This window comes from Synechococcus sp. RC10A2 (genome assembly GCF_047502605.1).
Window position 1 is genome coordinate 104498 of the sequence record NZ_JANSHP010000129.1, and the last position, 23018, is coordinate 127515.

The window sequence follows — 23018 nt, forward strand, 5'->3', positions numbered from 1 at the left end:
GCATAGAGGGCAGCCTTCTCTAGCCCAGAAAAGCCAAGCGCCTCGCGCCGCGACCCTCACCCCCAACCCCTCTCCCTCTAGGAGAGGGGAGTAGGGAGACGTTTCATTTCATTTGAGGAGCCTAGATTGCGTCGCTGGGCTATCTGGGCGTTGAGCAGGATCACCGGCAAAATCCCCACCAGGACAATCGCCAAGGCAGGAGCGCCGGCCTCGGCCAGCCGTTCGTCGGCAGCCATGCGGTAGGTGTGGACGGCCAAGGTATCGAAGTTGAAGGGGCGTAGCACCATCGTTGCCGGCAGCTCCTTCATTACATCCACAAACACCAGCAGCATCGCCGCCAGGATCCCGCCTCCCATCAGGGGCAGGTGCACCCGTAGCAAGGTGCCCAGGGATCCCTGCCCCAAGCTGCGGGCTGCTTCATCCAGGCTGGGAGGAATGCGCGCTAGCGTCGCCTCGACCGTGGCCAGGGCAACGGCCAAAAAGCGCACCAGGTAGCCAAACACCAACGCCACAATGGTGCCGCTGATCACCAAGCCGGGCGGCTGTTGCAGTACCACCTGCCGCAAGTCGCTCAGCAGTTGATCCAGCCGCCCTAGGGGAATCAGAACCCCCACCGCGATCACCACCCCGGGCAGCGCGTAGCCCAGAGAAGACAGCCGCACCGCCAGCCGCAGGCCCCGGACAGATCTCGCCTGCTCGAACCCTTGCAGCCGCAAACCGTACAGCACCACCACCGCCACCAAGACGGCAATCACCGCCGTGATCGTCGAGAGGAGAAAACTGTTCTGGGCGTAGCTCCAAAAGCGGCGGCCCAACTCTCCCTGGCGCAGAGTCATGTTGAGCAGGATCAGGGCCGGCACGACAAAGCCCAGCCCAATCGGGATCCCACAGGCCAGCCACGCCCCCACCGCCCGCATCCCCTGCAGACGGTAGCGGGTGAGGGACGGCTTGAACCCTTGGCGATAGTAGCGCGCCCGCCGGCGGGAAAATTGCTCCAGGGCCATCAGCAGCAGCACCAACAGCAGCAGCAGCGCCGAGAGCTGGGCGGCAGCCACCGGATTGCCCAAGGCCGTCCAGGTGCGGTAGATGCCGGTGGTAAAGGTATCGACCCCAAAGTAGCTGACCGTCCCAAAGTCGTTCAAGGTCTCCATCAAAGCCAGCAGACAGCCGGCCACGATCCCCGGCCGCGCCAGCGGCAAGGCCACTCGGAAAAAGCTGGCCCACGGCCCATAGCCCAAGGAGCGGCTCACCTCCAAACAGGCCACCGACTGTTCCTGGAAGGCCAGCCGCGCCGAGAGATACACATAGGGGTAAAGAGTGAGGACGAGCAGCAGGATCGCCCCCCACAAGGAGCGAATGTTAGGGAACCAGTAGTCGCCGATGCCCCAGCCGGTGACCCGCCGCAGCCAGATCTGGAAGCCGCCGGTTACTTGCAAAAAGTCCGTGTAGGCGTAGGCCAACACATAAGTAGGAGCTGCCAGGGGCAACACCAGCATCCACTCCAGCCAGGCCCGCCCCCAAAACTCGCACATCGTCACCAGCCAGGCGGTGCCGCTGCCGACCAGGATAACGCCCACTGCCACACCCACCATCATCACCAGGGTATTGCGCACATATAGCCCCAAGACCGTGTCGGCCAGGTGCTGCCAAACCTGCCGCTCATCGGCAAAGAGGCTGAGCAGCACCGTCAGGACGGGAAGGAGGATGAGGCCGCTGAGGGTTAAAGTCAGGAGTGCCCATCCGCTGAGAGGGGGGAAGCCAACTTTTTGCAGAGATTTGCTCAACAACTTTAGCCCAGTTCCTGTGTGCATCTCAATTTTTCAGGGACACCTGCTCCGGCAAGCTCTGAGAAAAAAGGGAAATCCGTAGGGAATTTCCCCCTTTTGACAGCTAGGTTCTCTTTCAAAACAAACCCTTTGGCAACTTAACAAAATAGACAATGTTCTCGTCTAGCTTGTTGTCTAGGTAGGGCATCTTTTTCTCCTGAACCACGCCTTTTTCCGAGACAATGCCGAAGTCGTCATCGTTCACTATCGCCAGAGTATTTGCGTCGAGAATGACCAATCCCTCTGGCTTATCGTGGAGATAATTGGGGATCGACGTGATGTCAAAGACTTCTTCTTTGGCAACAGGCTTGATCCCTGCTGCGGCCTTTTCCTCTTGGGTCAACTGCTCCAGCGTTTTGCCGTCGACCAACCGGCCGTTTGGGCCAGGATCAAAGACATCGGTAGCGCCAGAGATGTCAATTTTGTAGATTTTCTTGGTTACGTCTTTGTCGGCTCCCGGAGTTTTGCCGTCCCGCTCGAGGACTAGGAAAGTCGTGTCTGTGATGGCGGCAATTTCGCTAACGGCCGTGCCTGTTCCCTCCAGAGGGTAGAGGTATTCCCTAAACTTGCCCGTGGTCAGGTCATAGAAGAGTATTCTGCAAACGGTCGCAGTCTTTTGAACGTCTTTGTTTGGGTTCAAAAGCGGCGACTGCATGATGCCAACCAGATAGTTCTGATTGGGCGTCAGCGTCAGCCCCTCCATGCCGCGATTGGGGCGCCGATGTTTGTAGACTTCTGGCAGCTTTTTGCCACCGACTCCGCTCCCAAAAGGATTTAGCCACTCGATGGCCTTGCCGTTGGCGTCGAAGTGGATCAAGTGAGGTCCATATTCGTCGGCAACCCAAAAACTGCCATCTTTGGCCACCGCAATGCCTTCTGGATCGATGCCCTTGAGATCCGGCGCTATCTGTTTGCCACTGAGATCGTAAGCTTTTTCTCCTGTTCCCCCCAAATCAGATGGATTGGGGATCCCCGTGAGATTTTTGCCGGTTTCGTCTTGCAGCAGGATGACTTTGTCTAACTTGAAGCCCTCGCCCTCCAGGGATAATCTGGCAACTTGAGGGGTAAAGTCGGGCTTAGGAAAGATCTTGTCGTTGGATTCAGCTCCGTCGATATTGGGGCCGCGATCGGTGAGAGCATAGAAGTACTGGCCATCAAAGGCAAGGCCAGAGCCAAACCCGCCATTATAGATTTTGACGCCGTTTTCCGTGGTTAAAAGCAGATCCCGCTTGGGAACGGGAGCCTTTTCGGGGAGGCTTTCAATGGCCTCTGCCGGGCTACTGCTGTAGGAAGAAGTTAAAAAAGGGAGGAGCAAAAACAAGACTGCAGTGCGCAGTTGCTTCATTGGCTGAGCCTCCAGAAACCTTGAAAAAGTATAGACAAAAGGCCCGAGCGGCCTCGAACGGAGGCAACGCCGTCCTAGAGTATCAACGTTTGGCCAAAAACTGTCAAGCTGCTTAACGTTTGCGGCTCTACCAACGGGAGGCTGCGCTCAGGGCCTGTCCTGGAGGCATGATCTACTTCCAACCGGCCCGATCCATAACCATCAGGGCATCGGGGGTCACGCGACCGATGCTGGCGGCGTTGATCGTGTCTCCCTTGAAGGTGCCAAAGCTGGCCACCACCGAGTCGATCTCAGCCCCCGGCAGCACCGGGTACTCGTTGTTGCTTTGGGCAAAGATAGCCTGCGCTTCTGGGCCGGAGAGGAACTCCAGAAACTGGATGGCCGCCTCTTTGTTGGGAGCAGTTTTCAAAATTCCGGCGCCGCTGATGTTGACGTGCGTGCCGCGATCTTCTTGGTTGGGGAAGAAGACGCCCACCTTTTCCGCTACGGCCCGATCTTCAGGATTGTCGGATTTGATCAAGCGCGCCAGGTAGTAGGTGTTGGCTAAGGCTACATCCCCCACGCCAGCAGCTACGGCTTTGATCTGATCGATGTCTCCCCCTTCCGGCGGGCGGGCAAAGTTGGCCACTAGGCCGCGGGCCCACTTTTCGGTTTCCGGGATCCCATGCGCCAAGATGATCGAGGCCGTCAGAGATTGGCTGTACACATTGCTGGAGGAGCGGGTGAGCACCTTGCCCCGCCACTTGGGGTTGGCCAGATCTTCGTAGGTGGAGAGCTCCTTGGGATCCACCTTGTCCTTGTTGTACATGATCACCCTGGCCCGCTTGGTGAGGCCAAACCAGTAGCCCTCCGGATCCCGCAGAGACTCGGGAATATTTTTGGAGAGCGTCTCCGACTGAATGGGCTGAAAGAAGCCTTCGTTCTGGGCACGCCACAGTCGGGCGGCATCCACTGTCATGAAGATATCAGCGGGGCTGTTGGATCCCTCGCTGCGGATGCGCTGGACGATCTCGTCGGCTTTGCCCTGCACCCAGTTCACCGTAATGCCCGTTCTCTGCTTGAAGAGGTCGTACAATTTTTCGTCTGTGCCGTAGTGCCGAGAGGTGTAGAGGTTCACCTCCCGGTTGGCGCCGCGGGCCGGACGCCCCAACGAGCCTGCCGCCAAGGCTACAGAGCCCAGAGCGGCCCAGCTGACAAATTGCCGTCGCGATAAGCGCATACCCAACTCCTAAACTCAAAAACATTTCAAGAAAGGCTGCTGCATTGACCCAGTCAGCAATGCCTTTACCCGAGAAAGCACTTGAAAGTCCCTCCCCTGAAAGCAGGGGAGTTTTCCCAAATGCCGGCCTTTTGATCTTTGTCTAGGCCAAGCTTATTGAGATTTTTATTCAAGAATTTTGCTCTGGGGCAATGATAGAGGATCCTAAGTACCGAGTCAAGCTGTTGGGAGTTGTTCTCATCTTTGAACCGTTTGGCCTCAGATCCGCCAACTCTCGCTGGAAACAAGAGCCAAGGTCGCTCCTCATGCGGCTGGCCGGGCAAGGGGATCCCTTACTGGAATATTTTGGGTAGGTCGGGGTTTTAGAGCTGCCTTGGGTATAAAGGGAGCAGGGTGGATGGTGGAGTATGGTGGGCTCCCCTTCTCAAGGGCCGGATGAGCAACTGCAAGACAATGGCCGGGATCCAGGTGCTTTCCTCCTAGTCTGTGGCTACAACGACTTGGCAGCGTTGACGCTGCAGATTCTGGAAGACTTTGGACAGCGCGCGGTGGTGGTGGCTCCTGGCCCGCGGCCTTCTTTGTTAAAGGAACCGTGGCAATACGTAGAGGGGGATCCCCATCAGCCGGAGGTGCTGCGCCGGGCTGGGATCGAGCGGATCAAGGTGGCGCTGCTGCTGGAGGACAACGACCAGGCCAACTTCGAGCTGGCCCTCTTGATTCGAGATCTCAACCCGCAGGCGCGCATTGTCTCTCGTCTGTTTAACACCGGCCTTGCCCGCTACCTGGACTCGATTTTGCCGCAGCATTTTTCCCTATCGGTTGCCGGCTTAGCGGCTCCGGCCTTTGCCCTCAAGGCTGTCTCGGACGAATTTGTCGGCTACTTCGAGCTGCCCCAGTTGGAGGCTCAGCCGGCCACGATGCCGCCGGAGCTGGCCGATCCGCTTTATTTGGGCGCCCCCCAAGAGACCACCCTCTGGAACGTGGTGGAGCTGACCATCGGCTACAACTCCCGTCTGCTGCACATGCCCCTCGCGGAACTGGAGGAAACCTTTGGGGCGCGGGTGCTGTTCCACTACCCGGTGGACGGGCTGTCCGACTTTTCCGAGTTTCGGGTTTTCGACGATTTCGACCACGAGGCAGAGCTGCTGGAGGGGGATCGCATTTTGGTGATCTGCGACCCCAGATCCTATCTGCAACTGTTGGAGCGCAACGGGCGGCGCGGCTCTTCGCGGGCCCAACGCTGGGCCAGCGGACAGGCGCAAGACAGGCGACAACAACGGCGAGGCAAGTCGTTCGGGCGGGGCCTCCTATCTTGGCTGCGCAGAAGCCTGCAGGGACTGCTGCAGGTCAAGCCCATCGTGCATACCCTCACCTTCACCTTGGGGGCGATGTTGGTGCTGGGGGTCATTAATTTCAGAATTATCGGCAAATCTGTGGTTGACGGGCTGCTGCTGACCATCGTGGTGTTGACAGGGGGGTATGGCGACATCGAGGCTTTTCAGCAGGCGGAGACGCCGCTGGGGGTGAAGGTGGTGGCGGTGGTCATGACCTTGGTGGGAGCTGCCCTGGTGGGGTTGATCTACGGGTTGGTGACCGACAAGTTGGTGAGCAGCCGCTTTGGCTTGGGCCGAGCCGCCCGTATGCCCAAAGCGGATCATGTGGTGATTGCCGGTTTGGGGCGGCTAAGCTACTTGGTGCTGCAGTTGTTGCGGCAGATGGGCTATGAGGTGGTGGTGGTGGAGCCCGACAGCGACAACCCTCTGGTGGAAGCGGCGGAACGGGAGGGGGCGGTGGTGATTCGGGGCAACTACGCTCTGGCCAGCACGCTGCAACAGGCTCGCATCCAAAGCAGCCGCTGCCTGATCTGCACGACGCCTGACGATCTCACCAACCTCGAGACCGCCCTGACCGCCCACAGCCTGCAACCGGGGATCCGCACCATCTTGCGGGTTACCGATCCCCAGGTGGCGGCGCGGATGCAGCGGCATCTGCAGACGCTGGGAACCAGCTACAGCACCACCGCCCTGGGGGCGCGCGCTTTTGCCACGGCAGCGCTGGTGGGATCCGTTTACGGCACCTTAACTTGGGAGGGGGAAACGCTGCTGGTGACGCTGCTGGAGGTCTCGCCTTCCAGCCCTTACCTGGGGCTGTCCCTGCGGCAACTGGCCCAGGATTACGACCTGGCAATTTTGCTGCATCACTCCCGACCGGGCCGGCCCTGTGTTTTCCCCAAGATCTGGCAGAAAGAGGGCGAGACGGTGTTGAAGCGGGGGGATCGCCTGTATGTGATGGGGACGGTGGGATCCCTGATTCGCCTGGCCCAGGGACGCCCTCTGCCGCCGGAGCTGTATCAAGTGCGCCTTTTGGAATGTCGCAACCCCTACTTTGAAGACGAGATCCTCTCCACCTTGGCGTTTTATGCGCGGCTGCCCAAGACGGCCCTGAAGCCGCTGTTGCGCTGTCTGCCGGCGGTGGTGAGCCCCCCTCTCCCCCGCGACAAGGCGATTAAGTTGGCCCGCCAACTGCGCAAAATGAGCACCGAGGTGCAGGTGTTTGCCCAGGTGCAGTCCGGCGAGCGGCGGATCCTTGAAGTCCTCTAGGGCTTTTCGGCCACAAGACGCACAAAGCGATTTTGCCCGTAGAGCTCCTGGGCCACGACTCTTAAACCAACCTTCTCCAACAGCCAGGCCAAGTCCTCGGCGCTGAAGCGGTTGTGCTCGTAGAAGTGGGTAAATTGATCCACCAAGGTATCTAGGGGGGTGTCCGGCTGAAACAGTTGGGCCTCGGTGGCGGCATCGAAGTAGAGGCTGAGGGGGGCGCGCACCCAGTCCACTAGCAAAAATCGTCCCCCTGGCTTGAGTAGACGCCGCACCGCTTGCAACAGGCGCACCGGCTGCACCATCTCGTGGATCACCACCACCGCCTGGGCCGCGTCAACGCTGCTATCGGGCAGGGGCAAATGGGGATCGTGGAGGTCCGCTTGCAGCAGTTGGATGCCGGGGATGTCTTTGAGGTCGGCTTTAGCCCGCTCCAACATGTAGGGCATCAGATCTACGCCGATCAACTGTCCGCCGGGGTAGCGCTGGGCCCACTGCCGGAGGACATACCCCGGCCCCGTTCCCAGATCCAGCAGGCAGGGCGCAGCAGGCAAGCAAGGCTCAACGTGCTGCTGCCAAAACCGCCAAAAGGCCTCGTTGAAGCGCCCAGGAGCCGTGGCCAGCATGCGCTCGCAAAAGCTGGGGCCACGGTGGTGCTGGTAAAGAAGCTGAAAGGTATCGAGGCCGGTTTGGGGCATGGCTGAGCATTCTCAACGAATCCTGGGAACCAGGTCAGCAGCGCAGGAAGGGCATCGAAGCAAATCAAAAAGGAATGTCGGCCTAGCGAGCGGAAGAAGCGGTGGAGAAGTTGGCGATGCCCGTCTCTAGGTCGTCAAAACAGGTCAAGACCTTTTCCATGGAGGTGAGGCTGAGGACAAGGGAGACACTTTCGGGAACGCAACAGAGGCTGAGGTTGCCGCCGGCAGCCCGGCACTTGCGCAAGGCCGAGATCAGCACTCCCAGGCCGGAGCTATCCATAAAGGTAACCGCCGACATGTCGATCAACAGGTTGTGGTAGCCAAAATCCAAAACCTGCTGCAGCAACTGCCGGACTTCAGAAGCGGCTTTGGCGTCAAAGCGACCCTCTAAGGGCACGATTGCCAGCTTTTGCCCCTGGGGGGTTTCGGCAGTACGGATGCGCAGCTTAAAATCCATCGTTTCCAGTCAAGACCTCATGCCCCACCTTAGCACCATCGGTTGCTGCTATTACCCCCTCGGCAGGAAATCCCTCTTATGCAGAAAGAGAGGGTATCCCTCTTTGCCATGGCAATTTCCAACTGGTTGAGATTGTCTGCGGGGCCCAGCGTTGAGGCAGCTACCCTCACTTCCTCTTCAGACGGGGAGCAATCCCTCACCCCCTACCCCTCTCCCTTTGGGAGAGGGGAGCTAGCCGCTCCGCCTGCAGGCAGAGGGATCCAACCTTGGCTCCCCATCTCAGATCCTGGCCGGATCGAGCGCATAAGTCGGCTCGAGGGCGGGAAGGGACATACGCAGGCGAGGACGGTGCATGGCCAGCAACTGGGCCAGGCGCCTGCGCAGCTCGGTTCGCGGCACAATTGCGTCGATGAGCCCGTGGGCCAGCAGATATTCGGCCGTCTGGAAGCCCTCCGGCAGCTTGCCCTTGCCGATGGTTTGCTCAATAACATTGGGCCCGGCAAACCCCACCTGGGCGCCGGGTTCGGCCAGGATCAAATCCCCCAACATGGCAAAGCTGGCAGTCACCCCCCCATAGGTGGGATGGGTGAGCACAGAGATGAACAATTGCCCGGCCTCGCGGTGCCTTTGCAGAGCGGCTGCCGTTTTGGCCATTTGCATCAAGCTGAGGATCCCTTCCTGCATGCGGGCTCCCCCCGAGGCGGAGAAGATGACTAGGGGCAGGTGATCGCGGGTAGCTCGTTCGGTAAGACGGGTGATCTTCTCGCCCACCACCGAGCCCATGCTGCCGCCCATAAAGCGGAAGTCCATCACGCCCATCGCCACTGGGATCCCTTCCAAGCTGCCCAGCCCGGTCAAGACGGCATCTTTAAGTTGGGTGCGCTCCTGATAAGAGGCCAGTCGCTCGGCGTAGGGCTTTTGGTCGAAAAAGTGCAGCGGATCGGTGGGGGCCAGGTGCTCGTCAAGGGGCTGCCAGGAGCCGGGATCCAAAAGCTGCTGCAGCCGCTGCGGGGCCGTGATGCGATGGTGATAGCCGCAGCTCGGGCAAACCTGCCAGTTCTGCTGCAGATCCTTGGTGTAGGTGAGGGCGTCGCAAGCCGGACACTTCTGCCACAGGCCGTCGGCGATCTCCCGCACTTGCCGCTCTTTGTCGAAGGGGCTGCTGCCGGTCAAGTTAAGGGAAGTCTGCTTGCGCCGCTCGGCAAACCAATCCAGTAAAGACATAGCCGCTGAGGTACCCCCCTAGCTAGGGATGGCCAGAGCTGAATCTGTAAGCCCTGCCGGTGAGCTGCGAAACTCATCTTAACGTTCTCAAGCTATCAAAGAATCGCCAAGCTGGAAATAGAGACTTGCAATAGCCCATGACCGCAGAAACCCAGTGGCAGGTGTTGACCACAGGGGATGGATCCCTGACCTTTTTCTCCCAAGAGTTCGGGCAGGCTTTCCATAACACCAGCGGCGCTGCCCAGGAAGCGCTGGAGAAGTTTGTCCGCCCTTGCCGGCTGGATCGCCTGCCGTTGGAGCGGGATCCGGACGATCCCATTCGCCTCTTGGATATTTGCTTTGGCCTCGGCTACAACTCCGGCCTGGCCTTGGAGACGATTTGGCAGGTGCGGCCCGATTGCCCTGTGGAAGTCATTGGCCTGGAGCGATCCCCAGAGGTGCCCCGCCAGGCCTGGCAGGTGGGGGTGGGATCCACCTGGAGCTTTGGCCAGGAGTGGCAACACTTGATCGAGCAGGGATCCTGGCAATCGCCGCGCTGGCGGGGAACCCTGCTGTGGGGAGATGCCCGGCAAACCCTGCTCCAGGTGCCGCCGGGATGGGCGGATGCGGTGTTTTTGGATCCCTTCTCCCCTTCGGTTTGCCCGGAGCTGTGGACGGTGGACTTCTTGCGGGCAGTGGCCGAGCGAATGCGCCCCAGCGGGATCCTGGCCACCTATTCCTGTGCGGCGGCGGTGCGGGCGGCCTTGCTGGAGGCGGGGCTATTCATTGGCTCGACGCCGCCGGTGGGCCGCCCCTGGCCGGGCACGGTGGCCTCGCCCCAACCGCATCACCTGCCGCTCCTCTCGCCCATGGAGTGGGAGCACCTGCGAACCCGCGCCGCGGTGCCCTACCGGGATCCTACCTTGCAAGGGGATAGAGCCCAGATTCGGCTGCAACGCCAGCGAGAACAGCAAACTTCACCCCTTGAGCCCACTTCCGCCTGGAAACGCCGCTGGCCTGTGCAAGCCTAGCGACCGGAGTGCAGATCTGGGCAGCTTTTGCCGGAATTGCTGTCTGAGTGTATCCAAGACACCTGCACCAGTCCCGTACCCTTACGCAAGCTGCCGTGTCTTGACAAAGTTAAGCTAAAGTGAAGCCCTCTCTCCGGTGAGCTGCTATGTCTCCTTCGGCCTCTGCCGGTACACTGGTTGTCCTTTGTGCTGAACAGCACCGTGTTACCCTGCAGTTCTTGGCTCGCCTCTCTCGAGCTCCGGAGTTAGATCTGGAGCAGCGGCGTCTCTGTGTGCAAAGGTTGCGGCAGCGCCTCTCCCGCCACATTCAACTGGAGCGCCATGTCCTTTACCCGCTGCTCAGGACGGCTCTGGCGGCGGATCCCCACCGCAGCGCCCAAATTGACCGGCTGGAGCAGCAGTTGCGGGATCAGATCCCGGAGCTGACGCGCTTTTTGCACCAGGCGGAGCGCGACCCGCAGCAGTTGGATCCCACTTCTGCTCTTCACTTCTATCGGCAGTTGCGGGCCCAGTTCGAGCAGGAAGAGAAGCTCTTGCATCCCCTCTTTGCCCAGCATGTTTCCCCCGCTGCAGAGCAGCAGCAGTTGCGCCTGTTCCGCAAGCGCCTGCAGGCCAGCGCCTCCAGTTCTGCTGCCGGTCGTCGCCCCAGCTTGGAGGAATGGGAGCGGCAGGCAGTGACTCGCCCTGTCTTTCCCCACGAACGCCTTTGGCCTCCGCAAGGTAGCACGGCGTCGATGGCCACCCCTTAGCCAAGGACGGTCTTGTCTTTGGATTTTGCCTTGGGTAACTTTCTGCTGGTTTTGGCAAGCTGGCTTGTGGTACTTTTTCCCCAGCCGACCCCTTGCATCGATGCAACCTTGGGATCCCGAAACCTACATCGATCAGAGGGCCCAACTCCTGCATCCCGACCATCGAGCGGAGGTGATCGAAAACTTCGCCCGCTTCTTGCCCCTTGCTCAACAGCTGCTGGAGTTTCCGTTGCTGCCGACGGTTGAGAAGATGAGCCTCTAACCCAGCCCCTCTCCTTTGTCGGCCTGCCAACATCCCTGCCCTTTGGCGTACAACTGGTGGCTGCCCCCTACCAAGAGGCCAACCTGTTGCGGGCCGCCGCCCATCTGGAAGCGCTGGGGATCCCGGATGCGCGGCCTGCCTGAGCCAGGAGATGCTCCCTCTAGGCGCGTTTGAACCATATCTAGTGTTTTAATTTTGAATCCTTTGCTCCAGACGCTAAATTTATAATCCCCTCGATAGGGGTAAAAATGTGCCACTCTTGAGGGCCGCTTTTGCCCCTTTGTTTTTGCCAGAGAGTTTGAATCTTGTCGGGGCAGGACGTGAGCTGTTTGCCCAGAGAGAGGAAAATCTTAAAGTAAAATTAATCCCACGGTTGTTGTAGCGAATAACCTCTTTTCCGGCTTGGGTCGATAGAATGAGCGGCATAAAATGGACATGGCACCCCCACCTGGACTCTGCATTATGGATCACCCTACTTTTCTGGCCCAGCGCTACACGAAACTGTGCGAGGCTTATCTCTCGCTCAACGAAGCCTTCGCCAAATTAGATCACTCCCACAGCCGCCTGCAGAAGAGCTTCAGGAGGCTTCTGGTCACGGCCCGGAAAGCTTTGGATGAACTGCCTATCCTGCGGCAGGACGTCGAACAGTTACAACAGGGCGTCGAACAAAGGGATCGCTTGGTCCGTTCCCTGCGAGAAGAACTTCGGGAGAGAGAAGCTCGGCTGGGCGAGCTGATTGCCAACTATGACCAAGTCTGTCACGAGCTGGAGTCCACCAAAGCAGATCTGTTGAGCGCTCAGGCGTTGATTGAAAAACTGGAAGCAGAGAATGCCCAACTTTTGCAACAGTTGAGTCGCCTCACCAGTTTGGAGGAGGAATTGGCCAGCTTGACAGAACGGCTGAACCAAGCAGAGGCAGCCCGCCAAGCGTTGGAGGCCCGCAACCGTGAGCTGGAAGCAGCCCTGGGAGAGCGAGATCGGCAAGTGGATAGCCTGCAAGCGCGGCTGGCGCAATTGGAGCGAGAGAACGCCTCGCTGAAGGCGCAACTGTCGCAGGTGGCTGACCTGCTTACCGAGGACTCGATCAATCTCCTGCAAGAAACCGAGAATGCCGTCAAGGCCGATGAGGAGGTGCTGCCCCTGGTGCTGGCCTCGCTGCCAGAGACTGAGCGCCTTATGCAAGAGGCCGAGCAACTCCTCTCCTCTTGCTCAGAGCTGGTCCAAGTGAAACCACAAGCGGCTTGATCTGAGGGTTAGCCTTCCAGCCAGGGCTGACAACTGCACACCAGGTGACGATCCCCGTAGGCGTTGTCAATGCGGCTGACGCTGGGCCAGAACTTGCGCTCCTTGACCCACGGGAGGGGATAGGCGGCTAGGGAGCGAGGGTAGGGGCGATCCCAGTGGTCGGCAGCCACTACCTCGGCGGTGTGGGGGGCAAGTTTAAGGGGATTGCGCACGGGATCCATCTCGCCCCGCTCGATGGCAGCAATCTCCTGGCGAATGGCGATCATTGCCTCACAGAAGCGATCCAGCTCTTCTAGGGATTCGCTCTCGGTGGGCTCCACCATCATTGTCCCCGGCACCGGCCAGGAGATGGTGGGGGCGTGGAAGCCGTAGTCCATTAGCCGCTTGGCTACATCCTCCACCTCAATGCCGGCGCTTTTCTTGAGGGGGCGCAGGTCCAGGATGCACTCGTGGGCCACCCATCCCCCCGGCCCTTTGTAGAGCACCGGGTAGTAGGGATCCAGCCGCTTGGCGATGTAATTGGCATTGAGGAGGGCCACTTGGGTAGCTAGGGTAAGGCCGGCGGATCCCATGAGGCGGATGTAGGCCCAGGCAATGGGCAGGATGCTGGCACTGCCCCAGGGGGCGGCGCTGACCGGGCCGTTGCAGCCGGGCAAAAAGGGGTGGCCGGGCAAATGCGGCAGCAGATGACGGGCAACGGCAATGGGCCCCACCCCCGGCCCGCCGCCGCCGTGGGGGATGCAGAAGGTCTTGTGCAGGTTGAGGTGGCAGACATCGGCCCCCAGCTCCGCAGGGCGGCAGAGGCCCACCTGGGCGTTGAGGTTGGCCCCATCCATGTACACCTGCCCCCCGGCCTCGTGGATCATCTGGCAAATCTGGCGGATCCCTTCCTCAAACACCCCATGGGTGGAGGGGTAGGTAATCATCAGGGCAGCCAGGCGTTCCCGGTGCTGCTCCACCTTGGCCCGCAGGTCTTCGAGGTCGATGTTGCCGGCCCTGTCGCAGGCCACGCTCACCACCTGCATCCCCGCCATGACAGCGCTGGCGGGGTTGGTGCCATGGGCAGAGGTGGGGATCAGGCACACCTGCCGCTGGCTTTCCCCTCGCGCCTGGTGGTAGCGGCGAATGGCCAGCAAGCCGGCGTATTCCCCCTGAGATCCGGCGTTGGGCTGCAGGGAGACGCCGGCAAAGCCCGTGATCTCCGCCAGCATCTGCTCCAACTGGGCAAAGAGGGTTTGATAGCCGCGAGCTTGTTCCAGGGGCACAAAAGGATGGAGCTGGGCAAACTCCGGCCAGGTCATCGGCAGCATCTCGGCTGTGGCGTTCAGCTTCATGGTGCAGGAGCCCAAGGGGATCATGGAGTGGACAAGGGAGAGATCCCGGCTCTGCAGGCGGTGGATGTAGCGCAGCAGCTCCGTTTCCGAGTGGTGGCGGTTGAACACCGGATGGGTGAGGTAGGGAGTGGTGCGCAAGAGCTGGGGGGGCAGGCTTTGGTTGGCATCCAAACCCAGGCCCTCGACATCCCAGGCTGGCTCTTCAGAGCCGGCAAAGATCTGCCAGAGATCGCGCAGATCCTGAGCGGTGGTGGCCTCGTCCAAGCTAATCCCCAGGGTCATCTCGTCGATCCGGCGCAGGTTGATGCGCCGCTGGGCGGCCCGCTCTTGGATCTGCCCAACCTGGGCGGGGGACTCTGCCCTTACCCAAAACGTGTCGAAGAAATACTCTGGCCCCACCCTGTAGCCCAGCTGGCGAATCGCGGCCGCTAGGTGATGGGCCTGGCGGTGGATGCGTTCGGCGATTTGCCGCAGGCCTCGGGGGCCGTGATAGACGGCATACATGGAGGCCACCACGGCCAAGAGCACCTGGGCGGTGCAGATGTTGCTGGTGGCCTTGTCGCGGCGGATGTGCTGCTCCCGGGTTTGCAGAGCCAGGCGCAGGGCCGGCCTGCCCTGAGCATCCTGAGAGATCCCCACCAGGCGCCCCGGCAGCAGCCGTTTGTGGGCCTCGCGAGTGGCAAAGTAGGCGGCATGGGGGCCGCCGTAGCCCAGGGGCACCCCAAAGCGCTGGGTGGATCCCACCACGATGTCCGCCCCCCATTCTCCCGGCGGCTGCAGGAGAGTCAGGCTGAGCAAGTCGGCAGCTACGGCCACCACCATCCCCCTTTGGTGGGCCCGCTCCACCAGCTCGCGGTAATCCCGGATCTCTCCATAGGTGTTGGGATACTGCAAGAGCAATCCAAAGCCGTTCTCCAGCTCCAACTGCGAAGGATCGGCCACACGCACCTGGATCCCCAAGGGCTCTGCCCGCGTCTGCACGACGGCAATGGTCTGGGGATGGCAGCCGCGATCCACCCAAAAAACTGGGGATTGCTTGCCCGCTAAGGTGTAGGCCAGGCTCATCGCTTCGGCGGCGGCAGTGGCTTCGTCCAGCAGGGAGGCATTGGCGATCTCCATGCCTGTTAGATCGATCACCATCGTCTGGAAATTGAGCAGGGCCTCTAGCCGCCCCTGGGCGATCTCCGCCTGGTAGGGGGTGTACTGGGTGTACCAGCCGGGGTTCTCCAGAATGTTGCGCTGAATCACCGGCGGCGTCAGGCAGTTGGAATAGCCCATACCCAAAAAGGAGCGCCACACCTGGTTCTGGGCCGCCATCGCCCTCAGCTCCGCCAATACTTGTTGCTCGCTGCAGGGGGATCCCAGGCCCAGGGGTCGGCTGCTGCGGATGGCCGCCGGTACCGCCTTATCCACTAATTCCCGTAGAGAGCTCAGCCCTAAGGCGTGCAACATCTGACGGATTTGCTGGGCGTCCGGCCCGATGTGCCGCCAGAGGAAGAGTTCTCGCTGCTCTAGCAGCTCCAGCTCGGCATCGACGGCAGAGAGGGGTTGAGGCGTCTCCCGTCCAGAGGGGCTGAGGGGATGGAGGATGGTGGAGTCGGACATGGGGCAAAACAAAAGCGATGGAAAGTCGGTCAGCCGCCAAAAGGCTATTCCCCGATCATAGTTGTTAAAAATTGTTTCTGTCGGGATCCAAATTTGAATCTGGGTCTCGATTCGGGGGAGCGGGGATGAGACACTAAATGGTCGGAGAATGTTAGCGACCTATCCCCTGAGCGTTGTCATGACTGCTTTCAACTCTGTCTGGAGAGGTGGTGCTATGCGTCGGCTCCTGTCCGCCTTGGTGTCTATCCTGTTGCTGCTCTGTCTGTGCTTGGTCCCCTTGGGGATCCCGGCGGTGGCGGCGGAGCTGCCGCCGGTGAAACATCTTGACACTCCCATCGACGTGAACAACACCATCCTGCGCAACTACCGCCAGTTGCCCGGCTTCTATCCCACCCTGGCCCGCATCCTAGTAAAAAATGCTCCCTACAACAGCCTGGAGGACATGCTGCAGATCCCAGAATTGACGGAGCAACAGAAGGCCTTGATCAAGGCGAACGCGGAGAACTTCGTGTTTGGGGAGTACCAAGAGGGAGCCAACCAACTGGAAAACCGGATCAACCAGGGATACTACGGCTGATCCTGGCAGGGTCTGCAGGGGAGAAAGCTTTCTGCTTCTCTGCAGCTTTTATGAAGCCTGCGTCGACATACCCCCCATCCCTAAAGGGCGGGGATTCTTGTTCTTGGTTCCACGACAGCACTTACTAACTAGTGGCTAGTGGTTAGTAATTAGTGACGGGCCACTAACTTCTTCACCTACTTGTCACTACGCCAGATCTCCCCAAGCGTTCCCGAACCCCCCTCTGTCCCCTCGTACACGGGGGGATGAAAGGGGGGCCCAGTAGTTCCCCAATGGCCTTGGGAATTCCCCCGCTAGTTGTGAGACCCAAGGGGAGCTGCCCTCCTCAGTCTCTATCCCCCGTCGCCAGAGTACCCCGAAGGTTTTGATGGGCTTAAAATAGCCCATGGTGCTCATCGAGCCAAGTGGATGGAGCCAACTTCGAGAACATTTCCAACTGCTGTCTCGTCAGCCCAGGGAGATCCCCGCATCGCCGAGATCACGCAGCGGGGAGTGGCCGAGGTCTTCCCAGGGGGAGCGGCAGCCTTGGCGGAGCGCCTGGCCACCACCGATCGCCCCTTGCGGGTGAAGCTGGGCATCGATCCCACGCGGCCAGATCTGCACCTGGGCCATGCAGTGGTCTTGCGCAAGTTGCGCCAATTCCAGGATGCTGGCCATGTGGCCATCCTCCTCATCGGGGATTTTACAGCCCTGGTCGGGGATCCCACTGGCCAATCGGAGGCGCGTCCCCGTCTGACGCCGGCAGAAGTGGAGGAAAATGCCCGCACCTATCTGGAGCAGGCTGCCAAGATTTTGGACTTTGCCACCCCTGGCCGGCTGGAGGTGCGCCGCAACAGCGAGTGGCTGGCCCGCCTTACCTTGAGCGAGCTAATCGAGCTGCAGGCTCAGATGACGGTGGGGCAGATGTTGGCCAAAGAGGACTTTGCCCAGCGCTACCGCTCGGGGACGCCAATTTATCTCCACGAATTTCTCTACCCCCTCCTGCAGGGCTATGATTCGGTGGCCCTGGCAGCCGACGTGGAACTAGGGGGGACTGACCAGCGCTTTAACCTCCTGGTTGGCCGGGAGCTGCAACTGTGGAAGGGCCAAACCCCTCAATTTTGCCTGACGGTGCCCCTGTTGGAGGGCTTAGATGGCTACCAGAAAATGTCCAAGTCCAAAAACAACTACGTGGGCCTGACCGAGGATCCCCTCACCATGTACTCCAAGCTAGAGAAGGTGCCGGATCAGCTGGTGGAGCGCTACTTTGAGCTGCTCACCTCGGTGCCCCCCTCGGAGCTGCCGGCGGATCCCCGCCAGCGCCAGATCCTCTTGGCCAAGACCCTCGTGGCCCAATTTCACTCTTCTGAAGCCGCAGAAGAGGCGCAGCGCACCGCCCAAGCGCTGGTGTTACAAGGCAATCTCGTTGAAACGGGATCCATCCCCACTTTTGCCATCCAGTGCTTGTCTTACCCGGTAAAACTGAGCTACATCCTGCGCGAATCCGGCCTCTGCAAGAGCGCTGCCGAGGCCCGTCGGCAAATCCAAGGGGGCGCCGTGCGGCTGGACGGGCAAAAGGTGGAGGATCCCGACCTGGAGTTTGCCCAAGCCTCTGAGCTGGACGGGCGGGTTTTGCAGGTGGGCAAGAAGGCCTTCTGCCGCTTGGTGGTCGGCACAAACTAGTCAGCTTTGGTTTTCTCCCCTCACCCCCAACCCCTCTATGAGGGGAGCTCGATGGTTCCACAACTATTCAACAGGTGGGGATGGGCTTAAAGCCGAGCCCGGCTTTCTTCTGCTTGGTCTTGGCTGAGGGGTTAAACAGCGGCGAAGCTAACACGGGCTCTGGCCGGGGCCGGATCGATCTTGCCTCCGCCACAGCTTCGGCGAGCTTTTGCCGCACCAGCTCTTGGGTCTCCAAAATATTGGGATCCGCCGCCCATTCCGGGGCTTCTTTGACCGGATCGTCTTCGGAAGTGAATTCCAAATCGTAAACCTCGTTGCGGTAAGTGGGGCTGAAGCACTCCCAGGCGCGCAGGCTGTAGAAGTAGGGGAATAGCCGCACCATGCGCTCGATATCCAAGTGTTCGGCAAAGCGCCGAAAGGCTTCTTCTTCGGAAACCGGAAAAGGCGCATAATGCTCGGAAACAAACCACTGCAAAAACTTTCGCGCCTCCGGAACGATCTGCTCTGGGGCCATGGATCCCAGCGCTGCCGCGTTGAAGCAGTTGACCAAAAGGTGCTCCAGCAGCACAGCGTTGTACTCGGCAAAGCAGGTTTGCTCGCGGCTTTCTACCGGCTGCCAAGGCATCTTGCCGTTGGCGGCAATGAACAAGTGAACCAGGTCATGCGAGGGATTGGTTTGGATGGAGCCGTGCCCCTCCAGCTTGGCCCCGTCACAGCTAAAGATCTGGTACTGAGGGCTCCAGTAGAACTTCAGTTGCTTGGCCGCCATGTTTGACCGTCCTCCTCACCCAGAGGGATCCCTATTAGAGCTTACACCTGTGGACGGGTTCCCATGCACCTCAGGCGGCGTCTGCCCGCCTTCGGGAGAGGAGATGGGGGCAAAACTGGACTGCCAAGCTTTTTCTAGGCTGGCCGGCAAGCCTCTTGAAGCTCCCCAACCCCACGGGCCATGCTTCTAAAGCCAAAGTTAAACAAGGACGCTTATTTTAAAAAAACTGTCACCTCTGAAAGCCATCGCCTGAGGATCGACAAGTTTTTAGTATCTTTTTTTACTTGCAAGTGTTTCTTTCTACGATACTCTTTCGGCTCTCCCTATGGTAGCGTTACATCGCGATTTTGCCTTTTCTCTCGACCTTGTCTGTGCTTCCAGTCAATTCCCGCCAGGTCTTGACAATGCGACTTAACAGACCAGAAAACCGAGAAACTAGCTGGGTGATTGCCCTGATCCTGCTAGGGATCTCTATAGCCGGCTGTGGCTCTTCCAGTAGCACGGGGATCGACCCTGCTTCTTTGGGATCCCCAACTCGCCTGACTTTCAATGGGGCTCTGACGCGCAATTTCAGCGGCACCCAGGGGGAGATGGAGTTCAACATTGCCCTTTTGCAAAGATCCGCCTCAGCCGGTCACCCAGCTTTCCCCTGCCCAGGTCAGCCTACAGGTTAACCGGGTAACCGATCTGCAGGGCATCCCGCAGTCAGCCACAGTAACCCTGAGCCCCACTCGCATCGAGAATCCTCGAGCGGAGCTGGCCCGTCAGCCTTTGCTGATGGCCATTCTCATGGACGGCTCCGGCAGCCTGCTGGTTTTGGATCCCCAGTCCCGGCGCTTCTTGGCTGTTTTTGGGCTTTTGGATCAATTTCGCGCCACACCCCTGGATCTGGGGGCGGTGCTCCGCTTCGATAATCGAGGAGCTGGTTTTGGCGCTACCGCTCTCGGCCAGCCCTTGCGCACGGCCCAACTGCTGCAAGACTTCACCAGCGACAAGCAACTGCTGAGGCGGGGGGTACTGCGGGCAAATCCTGGTGGGAACACTGCCCTTTATGATGCCACGGTGGAAGCCGCGCGTTTCTTAAGCGACTTTCGCCCCAATGAGCCCTTCAACCGGCGCCTGGTGGTGTTCACCGACGGCATCGATAACGAGAGCACCCGCTCCATTGAGCAGACCACTCGGGAGCTCACAACGCTGGCCCGAGAGCGGGGGCAGAAGCTAACTGTGTATGTGGTCGGGCTGGGCGTTGACTTAAACCTCTTGGAGCTCCAGCGGCTGGCGGCGGCCACAGAAGGCACTTTTGTGTTGGCGCGGTTTGCCGAAGCTTTGGAAGCTCCCTTTGCCAATTTATTCCCTGCTGCGATTGGGGAGCACCGCCTACAGGTGCGGGCACAGGGCAATCTTCCTCTGCCGGTTGGTTTTTATCTTCTCAGCGGCGAGCTGAGGGTTGAGCGAGACGGGATCCGCTTGGTAACACCCTTCAACGACGCCGTTCTCGCCGTGGGATCCCCCTAGGGCCATTCTGCAGGCCGACAACATTCGCAATCAAGAGCGAGGCATAAGCATATGTTGCGACGACTGGGCATATCCAGAAGATTTTGGCGACCGGCTGCCCTTGGCCTGGCTGCCGCGCTTACAGGCTACTTAACTGTTTTTCTGAAAGGTTGTGGTAGTAGCGGCCCCAGCAATCCTTCTGGGGCGGGGCTGCCGACAAGGGATCCCGCTGCAGGCTCTGCGGCTGCCATCCTGGGGTTGGTCGTTGATCCCTTTGCTCAGCTTTGTGGCCCGGGATCCACGGCTGCCCTTTGTGCAGGCGGGCCGATCTTTTCAGTGGGCAACCCCGTTCAGCTAGTCGGCTTAAGCTCCCGCGGAGATATTCTGTCTCCCCCCTTAGCCACTGCCACCCTGGATAGCAACTTGCGGTTTACGATCCCCTTTTCCGGCTTAATTACGCAGCCGCCGGGGAAATTGGTTTCGGTGCAATCGAACCTCGTCAGGCAGGGACAGCAGGTCGGCCAATCGACACCGCTGCGGGGATTTGTTTTCAGCGCAGCCGTCGATGTTTCTCCTTGGAGCGAGGCTCTCTATCGCATCTTGTTACGGCAACGGGAGCGAGTGCCTTTTTCGAACTTAGCCCCCCCCTGAGCTTAGGGATTTGGAGAACATTTTGTTTGTCAGCGTACCTCTTTCCAGGACAGCCCGCAACCTAGAGGAAATTATTGCCGATATCATCCAGCAAGCGGATCGGCTGAGCTTTAATGAACTGCGGTTTGTCGAGGATCTGATTCGAGTTTGCTATGCCCCGGAAGGCAACCAATCCGATCAACCCTGTCGGCTGCGGATCCCGATACTGACCCTGCCGCCACTGCCCCCTGAGCCGCCGGCAACTTGGCCACCGGCTTCTCCTCTGGTTCCCATAACTCCTTCGCCAGCAGCAACACCTTCTCCCGAGGCTCCTGCCCTTCCCATCGTCATCACCAATAGGGCTTTAGTTCGTCTGTCGTCTGGAACTTTAGTATTTAGCAATCCAGTCACGGTGAGAGTGGACAATTTGTAGCTGTCTCGTTTGGAATCGAGTTCTGTTTTTTCTTTTCTGAGGACATTTCTTGAAAAAGCGAGGAGTGTTAGATGTTGGCCTCAAGACTTTCTACGCCCAACTTTAAGCAATCTGCTGGGCTATTCCGAATTCTCAGCCGCACTCTGGGATCCGTTTCCACAGCTTTGCTCGTTCTTCTTTTGAGGGCGGAGAGTGCCAATCCTGCCACATCGGGCAATATACCTCTGCAACATACTGTTCAAGATGAGCTGGTCTTTATCGACCCAGCTTTGCCCGATCTATCGATCTTGCTAGCAGGGATCCGACCTGGAACAGAAGTTATTCTTTTGGATCCTAACAAAGACGGGATCCAGCAGATCGCCGAGGTGCTGCGAGGTCGAAAAGGGGTTAGAGCCTTACACATCCTATCTCATGGCTAATCCGGCTCAATACAGTTGGGCAAAAGCATTCTCAACCTAGAAAACCTATCAGAATATGCAAGCTTGCTCTCGCAGTGGAAATCTAGCCTGACCGACGATGCAGAGATCTTGATCTACGGTTGCGAAGTGGCATCCGGTTCAGAGGGTCGTCTTTTCATCAAGGAGCTAGCCCATCTAACAGGAGCTGACATTGCCGCTTCTACCAACCTTACAGGTTATGCTGGATACAACGCAGATTGGATTCTAGAGGCTACGACCGGCTCTGTTGCCACTCCCACAATTTTTGTCGAAGGATCAGTAGAGCATCGTTACCGCCATACCTTACAGGTTGGCGCCACGCCCACCCTGGATGCTAACTTTGTTTTAACAAACATCCAAGTAGGCACTAACAAGCTTTCTCTCATTGGTGTAACCGAGCAAGTTGTTTTAAGAAGAGTCAACAACCCACAGGCATCAGGAACTTGCAACATTGTCTGGGTTGTTCATCCTGACACTCCTGGCAGTCTTGGAATTACAGCTATGGAGCAGGCTCTCTTAATCGATCCTATAAATCCGGTTATCAAGGCAGGGACAGATAATATTTTTACAAACCTCGACTCTGGCACTCGTAATATCAATAACATAGAAAGAGTTGACTTTATTACTCCAAGCGGCATAACTGCTCCCAGTGCCAATCTAAATAAAATCGGGTTTCTCCTTTTGGATAGAGGCGGCAATGACTCTTTTAAGATAGCCGCTATCACTAGTCTTGACCCTAACCCTGTAAATTATACTTACGGATCAGTTGTTGCGGTTGGAGCAGGTACTTGGTCACAGGGAACGACGCTTGTTCGAACAAATGTGCATAACGATCTGTGTGAAAGCGAGCCCCTAGATACGAATATTACGTCCAAAGTATTCAATCAAAAGCTATCGGGCGTTTTTGTAAGCTTCCAAGATCTAGGTATATCGCCTAATCAAACATTCTACGGATACTCGGTGGTTGGCAATGATGTAACCGGCTCAATTCAAAACTTCAACACCTTCCCAAAGAATACGAATCAAACCAACGGCGGCTGGGACATGACGGCAGGAGGGGGAATTGTGGCTTACAACCCTCTTGCCAATGACGACACTGCAACCACTTCCCAAAATACACCGGTCACCATCACGATTCTGTCTAATGATGTAGGGTATGTCTCTAGCTTGGATCCGAGTACCATTGACCTAGATCCGACCACTCCTGATCCGGAAACTACTCTGACAGTTTCCGGAGAAGGCACATATGTCGTCAACCTAGCTACTGGGGAAGTCACTTTTACGCCGGAGCCTAGCTTCATAGGTACCACTACCCCGATTAAGTACACCGTAAAAGACGCAAACAATCTAATTTCCAACGAAGCCACCATTACCGTCACAGTTACTCCAGCATCAACCCCGCCACCGACACCGACGCCAAGGCCACCCCCAACCCCCCCGCCAAG

Annotated in this window: 20 protein-coding genes and 1 pseudogene; 12 read left to right on the top strand and 9 right to left on the bottom strand. The window is 58.8% G+C overall.

Annotation, left to right across the window (positions count from 1 at the left end):
• Positions 1-77 precede the first annotated feature (77 nt).
• From NW848_RS17530 to NW848_RS17540, 3 genes are all read right to left on the bottom strand, one after another.
• Complete coding sequence (locus NW848_RS17530; protein WP_099812977.1) at positions 78-1811, bottom strand: ABC transporter permease; 1734 nt, start codon at positions 1809-1811, stop codon at positions 78-80.
• Positions 1812-1902: 91 nt separating this feature from the next.
• Positions 1903-3171, bottom strand: coding sequence for an esterase-like activity of phytase family protein (locus NW848_RS17535; protein ID WP_099812978.1), 1269 nt, complete (start codon positions 3169-3171; stop codon positions 1903-1905).
• A gap of 172 nt (positions 3172-3343) precedes the next feature.
• Positions 3344-4396 (bottom strand): Fe(3+) ABC transporter substrate-binding protein, encoded by a 1053-nt coding sequence (locus NW848_RS17540; RefSeq protein ID WP_414402403.1) that lies wholly within the window; start codon positions 4394-4396, stop codon positions 3344-3346.
• A gap of 401 nt (positions 4397-4797) precedes the next feature.
• On the opposite strand from NW848_RS17540, the gene NW848_RS17545 reads away from it, so the two are divergent.
• Positions 4798-6990 (top strand): NAD-binding protein, encoded by a 2193-nt coding sequence (locus NW848_RS17545; protein WP_414508249.1) that lies wholly within the window; start codon positions 4798-4800, stop codon positions 6988-6990.
• Here the strand turns inward: NW848_RS17545 and NW848_RS17550 are convergent.
• The 3 genes from NW848_RS17550 to accD all read right to left on the bottom strand — a co-directional run bounded on the left by NW848_RS17550 (position 6987) and on the right by accD (position 9366).
• Positions 6987-7685 (bottom strand): class I SAM-dependent methyltransferase, encoded by a 699-nt coding sequence (locus tag NW848_RS17550; RefSeq protein WP_099812983.1) that lies wholly within the window; start codon positions 7683-7685, stop codon positions 6987-6989. The genes NW848_RS17545 and NW848_RS17550 overlap by 4 nt on opposite strands.
• A gap of 82 nt (positions 7686-7767) precedes the next feature.
• A complete protein-coding gene (locus NW848_RS17555; RefSeq protein ID WP_011430919.1) occupies positions 7768-8142 on the bottom strand; it encodes an STAS domain-containing protein in 375 nt (124 codons plus the stop codon).
• A 279-nt stretch (positions 8143-8421) separates the two neighbouring features.
• Positions 8422-9366 carry an acetyl-CoA carboxylase, carboxyltransferase subunit beta gene (gene accD, locus NW848_RS17560; protein ID WP_011430918.1) on the bottom strand — a complete coding sequence of 315 codons (945 nt, stop codon included), beginning with the start codon at positions 9364-9366 and terminating at the stop codon, positions 8422-8424.
• Positions 9367-9503: 137 nt separating this feature from the next.
• On the opposite strand from accD, the gene NW848_RS17565 reads away from it, so the two are divergent.
• The 3 genes from NW848_RS17565 to NW848_RS17575 all read left to right on the top strand — a co-directional run bounded on the left by NW848_RS17565 (position 9504) and on the right by NW848_RS17575 (position 11387).
• Positions 9504-10376 (top strand): tRNA (5-methylaminomethyl-2-thiouridine)(34)-methyltransferase MnmD, encoded by an 873-nt coding sequence (locus tag NW848_RS17565; protein WP_414508248.1) that lies wholly within the window; start codon positions 9504-9506, stop codon positions 10374-10376.
• Positions 10377-10522: 146 nt separating this feature from the next.
• Positions 10523-11125 (top strand): hemerythrin domain-containing protein, encoded by a 603-nt coding sequence (locus NW848_RS17570; protein WP_099883738.1) that lies wholly within the window; start codon positions 10523-10525, stop codon positions 11123-11125.
• 100 nt (positions 11126-11225) lie between these two features.
• On the top strand, positions 11226-11387 hold the full coding sequence (locus NW848_RS17575) for a DUF4089 domain-containing protein (RefSeq protein ID WP_099883740.1): 162 nt from the start codon (positions 11226-11228) through the stop codon (positions 11385-11387).
• Here NW848_RS17575 and NW848_RS17580 read toward each other — a convergent pair.
• On the bottom strand, positions 11384-11566 hold the full coding sequence (locus NW848_RS17580; RefSeq protein ID WP_168174230.1) for a hypothetical protein: 183 nt from the start codon (positions 11564-11566) through the stop codon (positions 11384-11386). The genes NW848_RS17575 and NW848_RS17580 overlap by 4 nt on opposite strands.
• A gap of 283 nt (positions 11567-11849) precedes the next feature.
• On the opposite strand from NW848_RS17580, the gene NW848_RS17585 reads away from it, so the two are divergent.
• Positions 11850-12632 (top strand): hypothetical protein, encoded by a 783-nt coding sequence (locus NW848_RS17585; protein ID WP_099834815.1) that lies wholly within the window; start codon positions 11850-11852, stop codon positions 12630-12632.
• An 8-nt stretch (positions 12633-12640) separates the two neighbouring features.
• Here the strand turns inward: NW848_RS17585 and gcvP are convergent, their stop codons facing one another.
• Positions 12641-15571: an aminomethyl-transferring glycine dehydrogenase gene (gene gcvP, locus NW848_RS17590; RefSeq protein WP_011430912.1), complete on the bottom strand. Its 2931-nt coding sequence runs from the start codon at positions 15569-15571 to the stop codon at positions 12641-12643.
• A 214-nt stretch (positions 15572-15785) separates the two neighbouring features.
• On the opposite strand from gcvP, the gene psbU reads away from it, so the two are divergent.
• Together psbU and tyrS are read left to right on the top strand one after the other, a co-directional pair.
• Positions 15786-16148, top strand: coding sequence for a photosystem II complex extrinsic protein PsbU (gene psbU / locus NW848_RS17595; protein WP_041438474.1), 363 nt, complete (start codon positions 15786-15788; stop codon positions 16146-16148).
• Positions 16149-16556: 408 nt separating this feature from the next.
• Complete coding sequence (gene tyrS, locus NW848_RS17600; protein WP_099812990.1) at positions 16557-17810, top strand: tyrosine--tRNA ligase; 1254 nt, start codon at positions 16557-16559, stop codon at positions 17808-17810.
• 67 nt (positions 17811-17877) lie between these two features.
• On the opposite strand, the gene NW848_RS17605 is transcribed toward tyrS, so the two are convergent.
• A complete protein-coding gene (locus NW848_RS17605) occupies positions 17878-18579 on the bottom strand; it encodes a hypothetical protein (RefSeq protein WP_011430909.1) in 702 nt (233 codons plus the stop codon).
• 603 nt (positions 18580-19182) lie between these two features.
• Here NW848_RS17605 and NW848_RS17610 point away from each other — a divergent pair.
• The 5 genes and pseudogenes from NW848_RS17610 to NW848_RS17630 all read left to right on the top strand — a co-directional run.
• Positions 19183-20094, top strand: a complete 912-nt coding sequence (locus NW848_RS17610) for a vWA domain-containing protein (protein WP_414402405.1) — start codon at positions 19183-19185, stop codon at positions 20092-20094.
• Between the two features lie 402 nt (positions 20095-20496).
• The gene (locus NW848_RS17615) at positions 20497-20724 is read left to right on the top strand and encodes a hypothetical protein (protein WP_414508247.1); all 228 of its coding nucleotides are present in this window, start codon (positions 20497-20499) and stop codon (positions 20722-20724) included.
• A gap of 22 nt (positions 20725-20746) precedes the next feature.
• Positions 20747-21136: a hypothetical protein gene (locus NW848_RS17620; protein ID WP_414511375.1), complete on the top strand. Its 390-nt coding sequence runs from the start codon at positions 20747-20749 to the stop codon at positions 21134-21136.
• A 71-nt stretch (positions 21137-21207) separates the two neighbouring features.
• Positions 21208-21819: pseudogene (locus NW848_RS17625) on the top strand (DUF4347 domain-containing protein); the annotation flags it as partial.
• Between the two features lie 798 nt (positions 21820-22617).
• On the top strand, positions 22618-23018 hold a 401-nt coding region (locus tag NW848_RS17630; protein WP_414511376.1), incomplete at its 3' end, for an Ig-like domain-containing protein.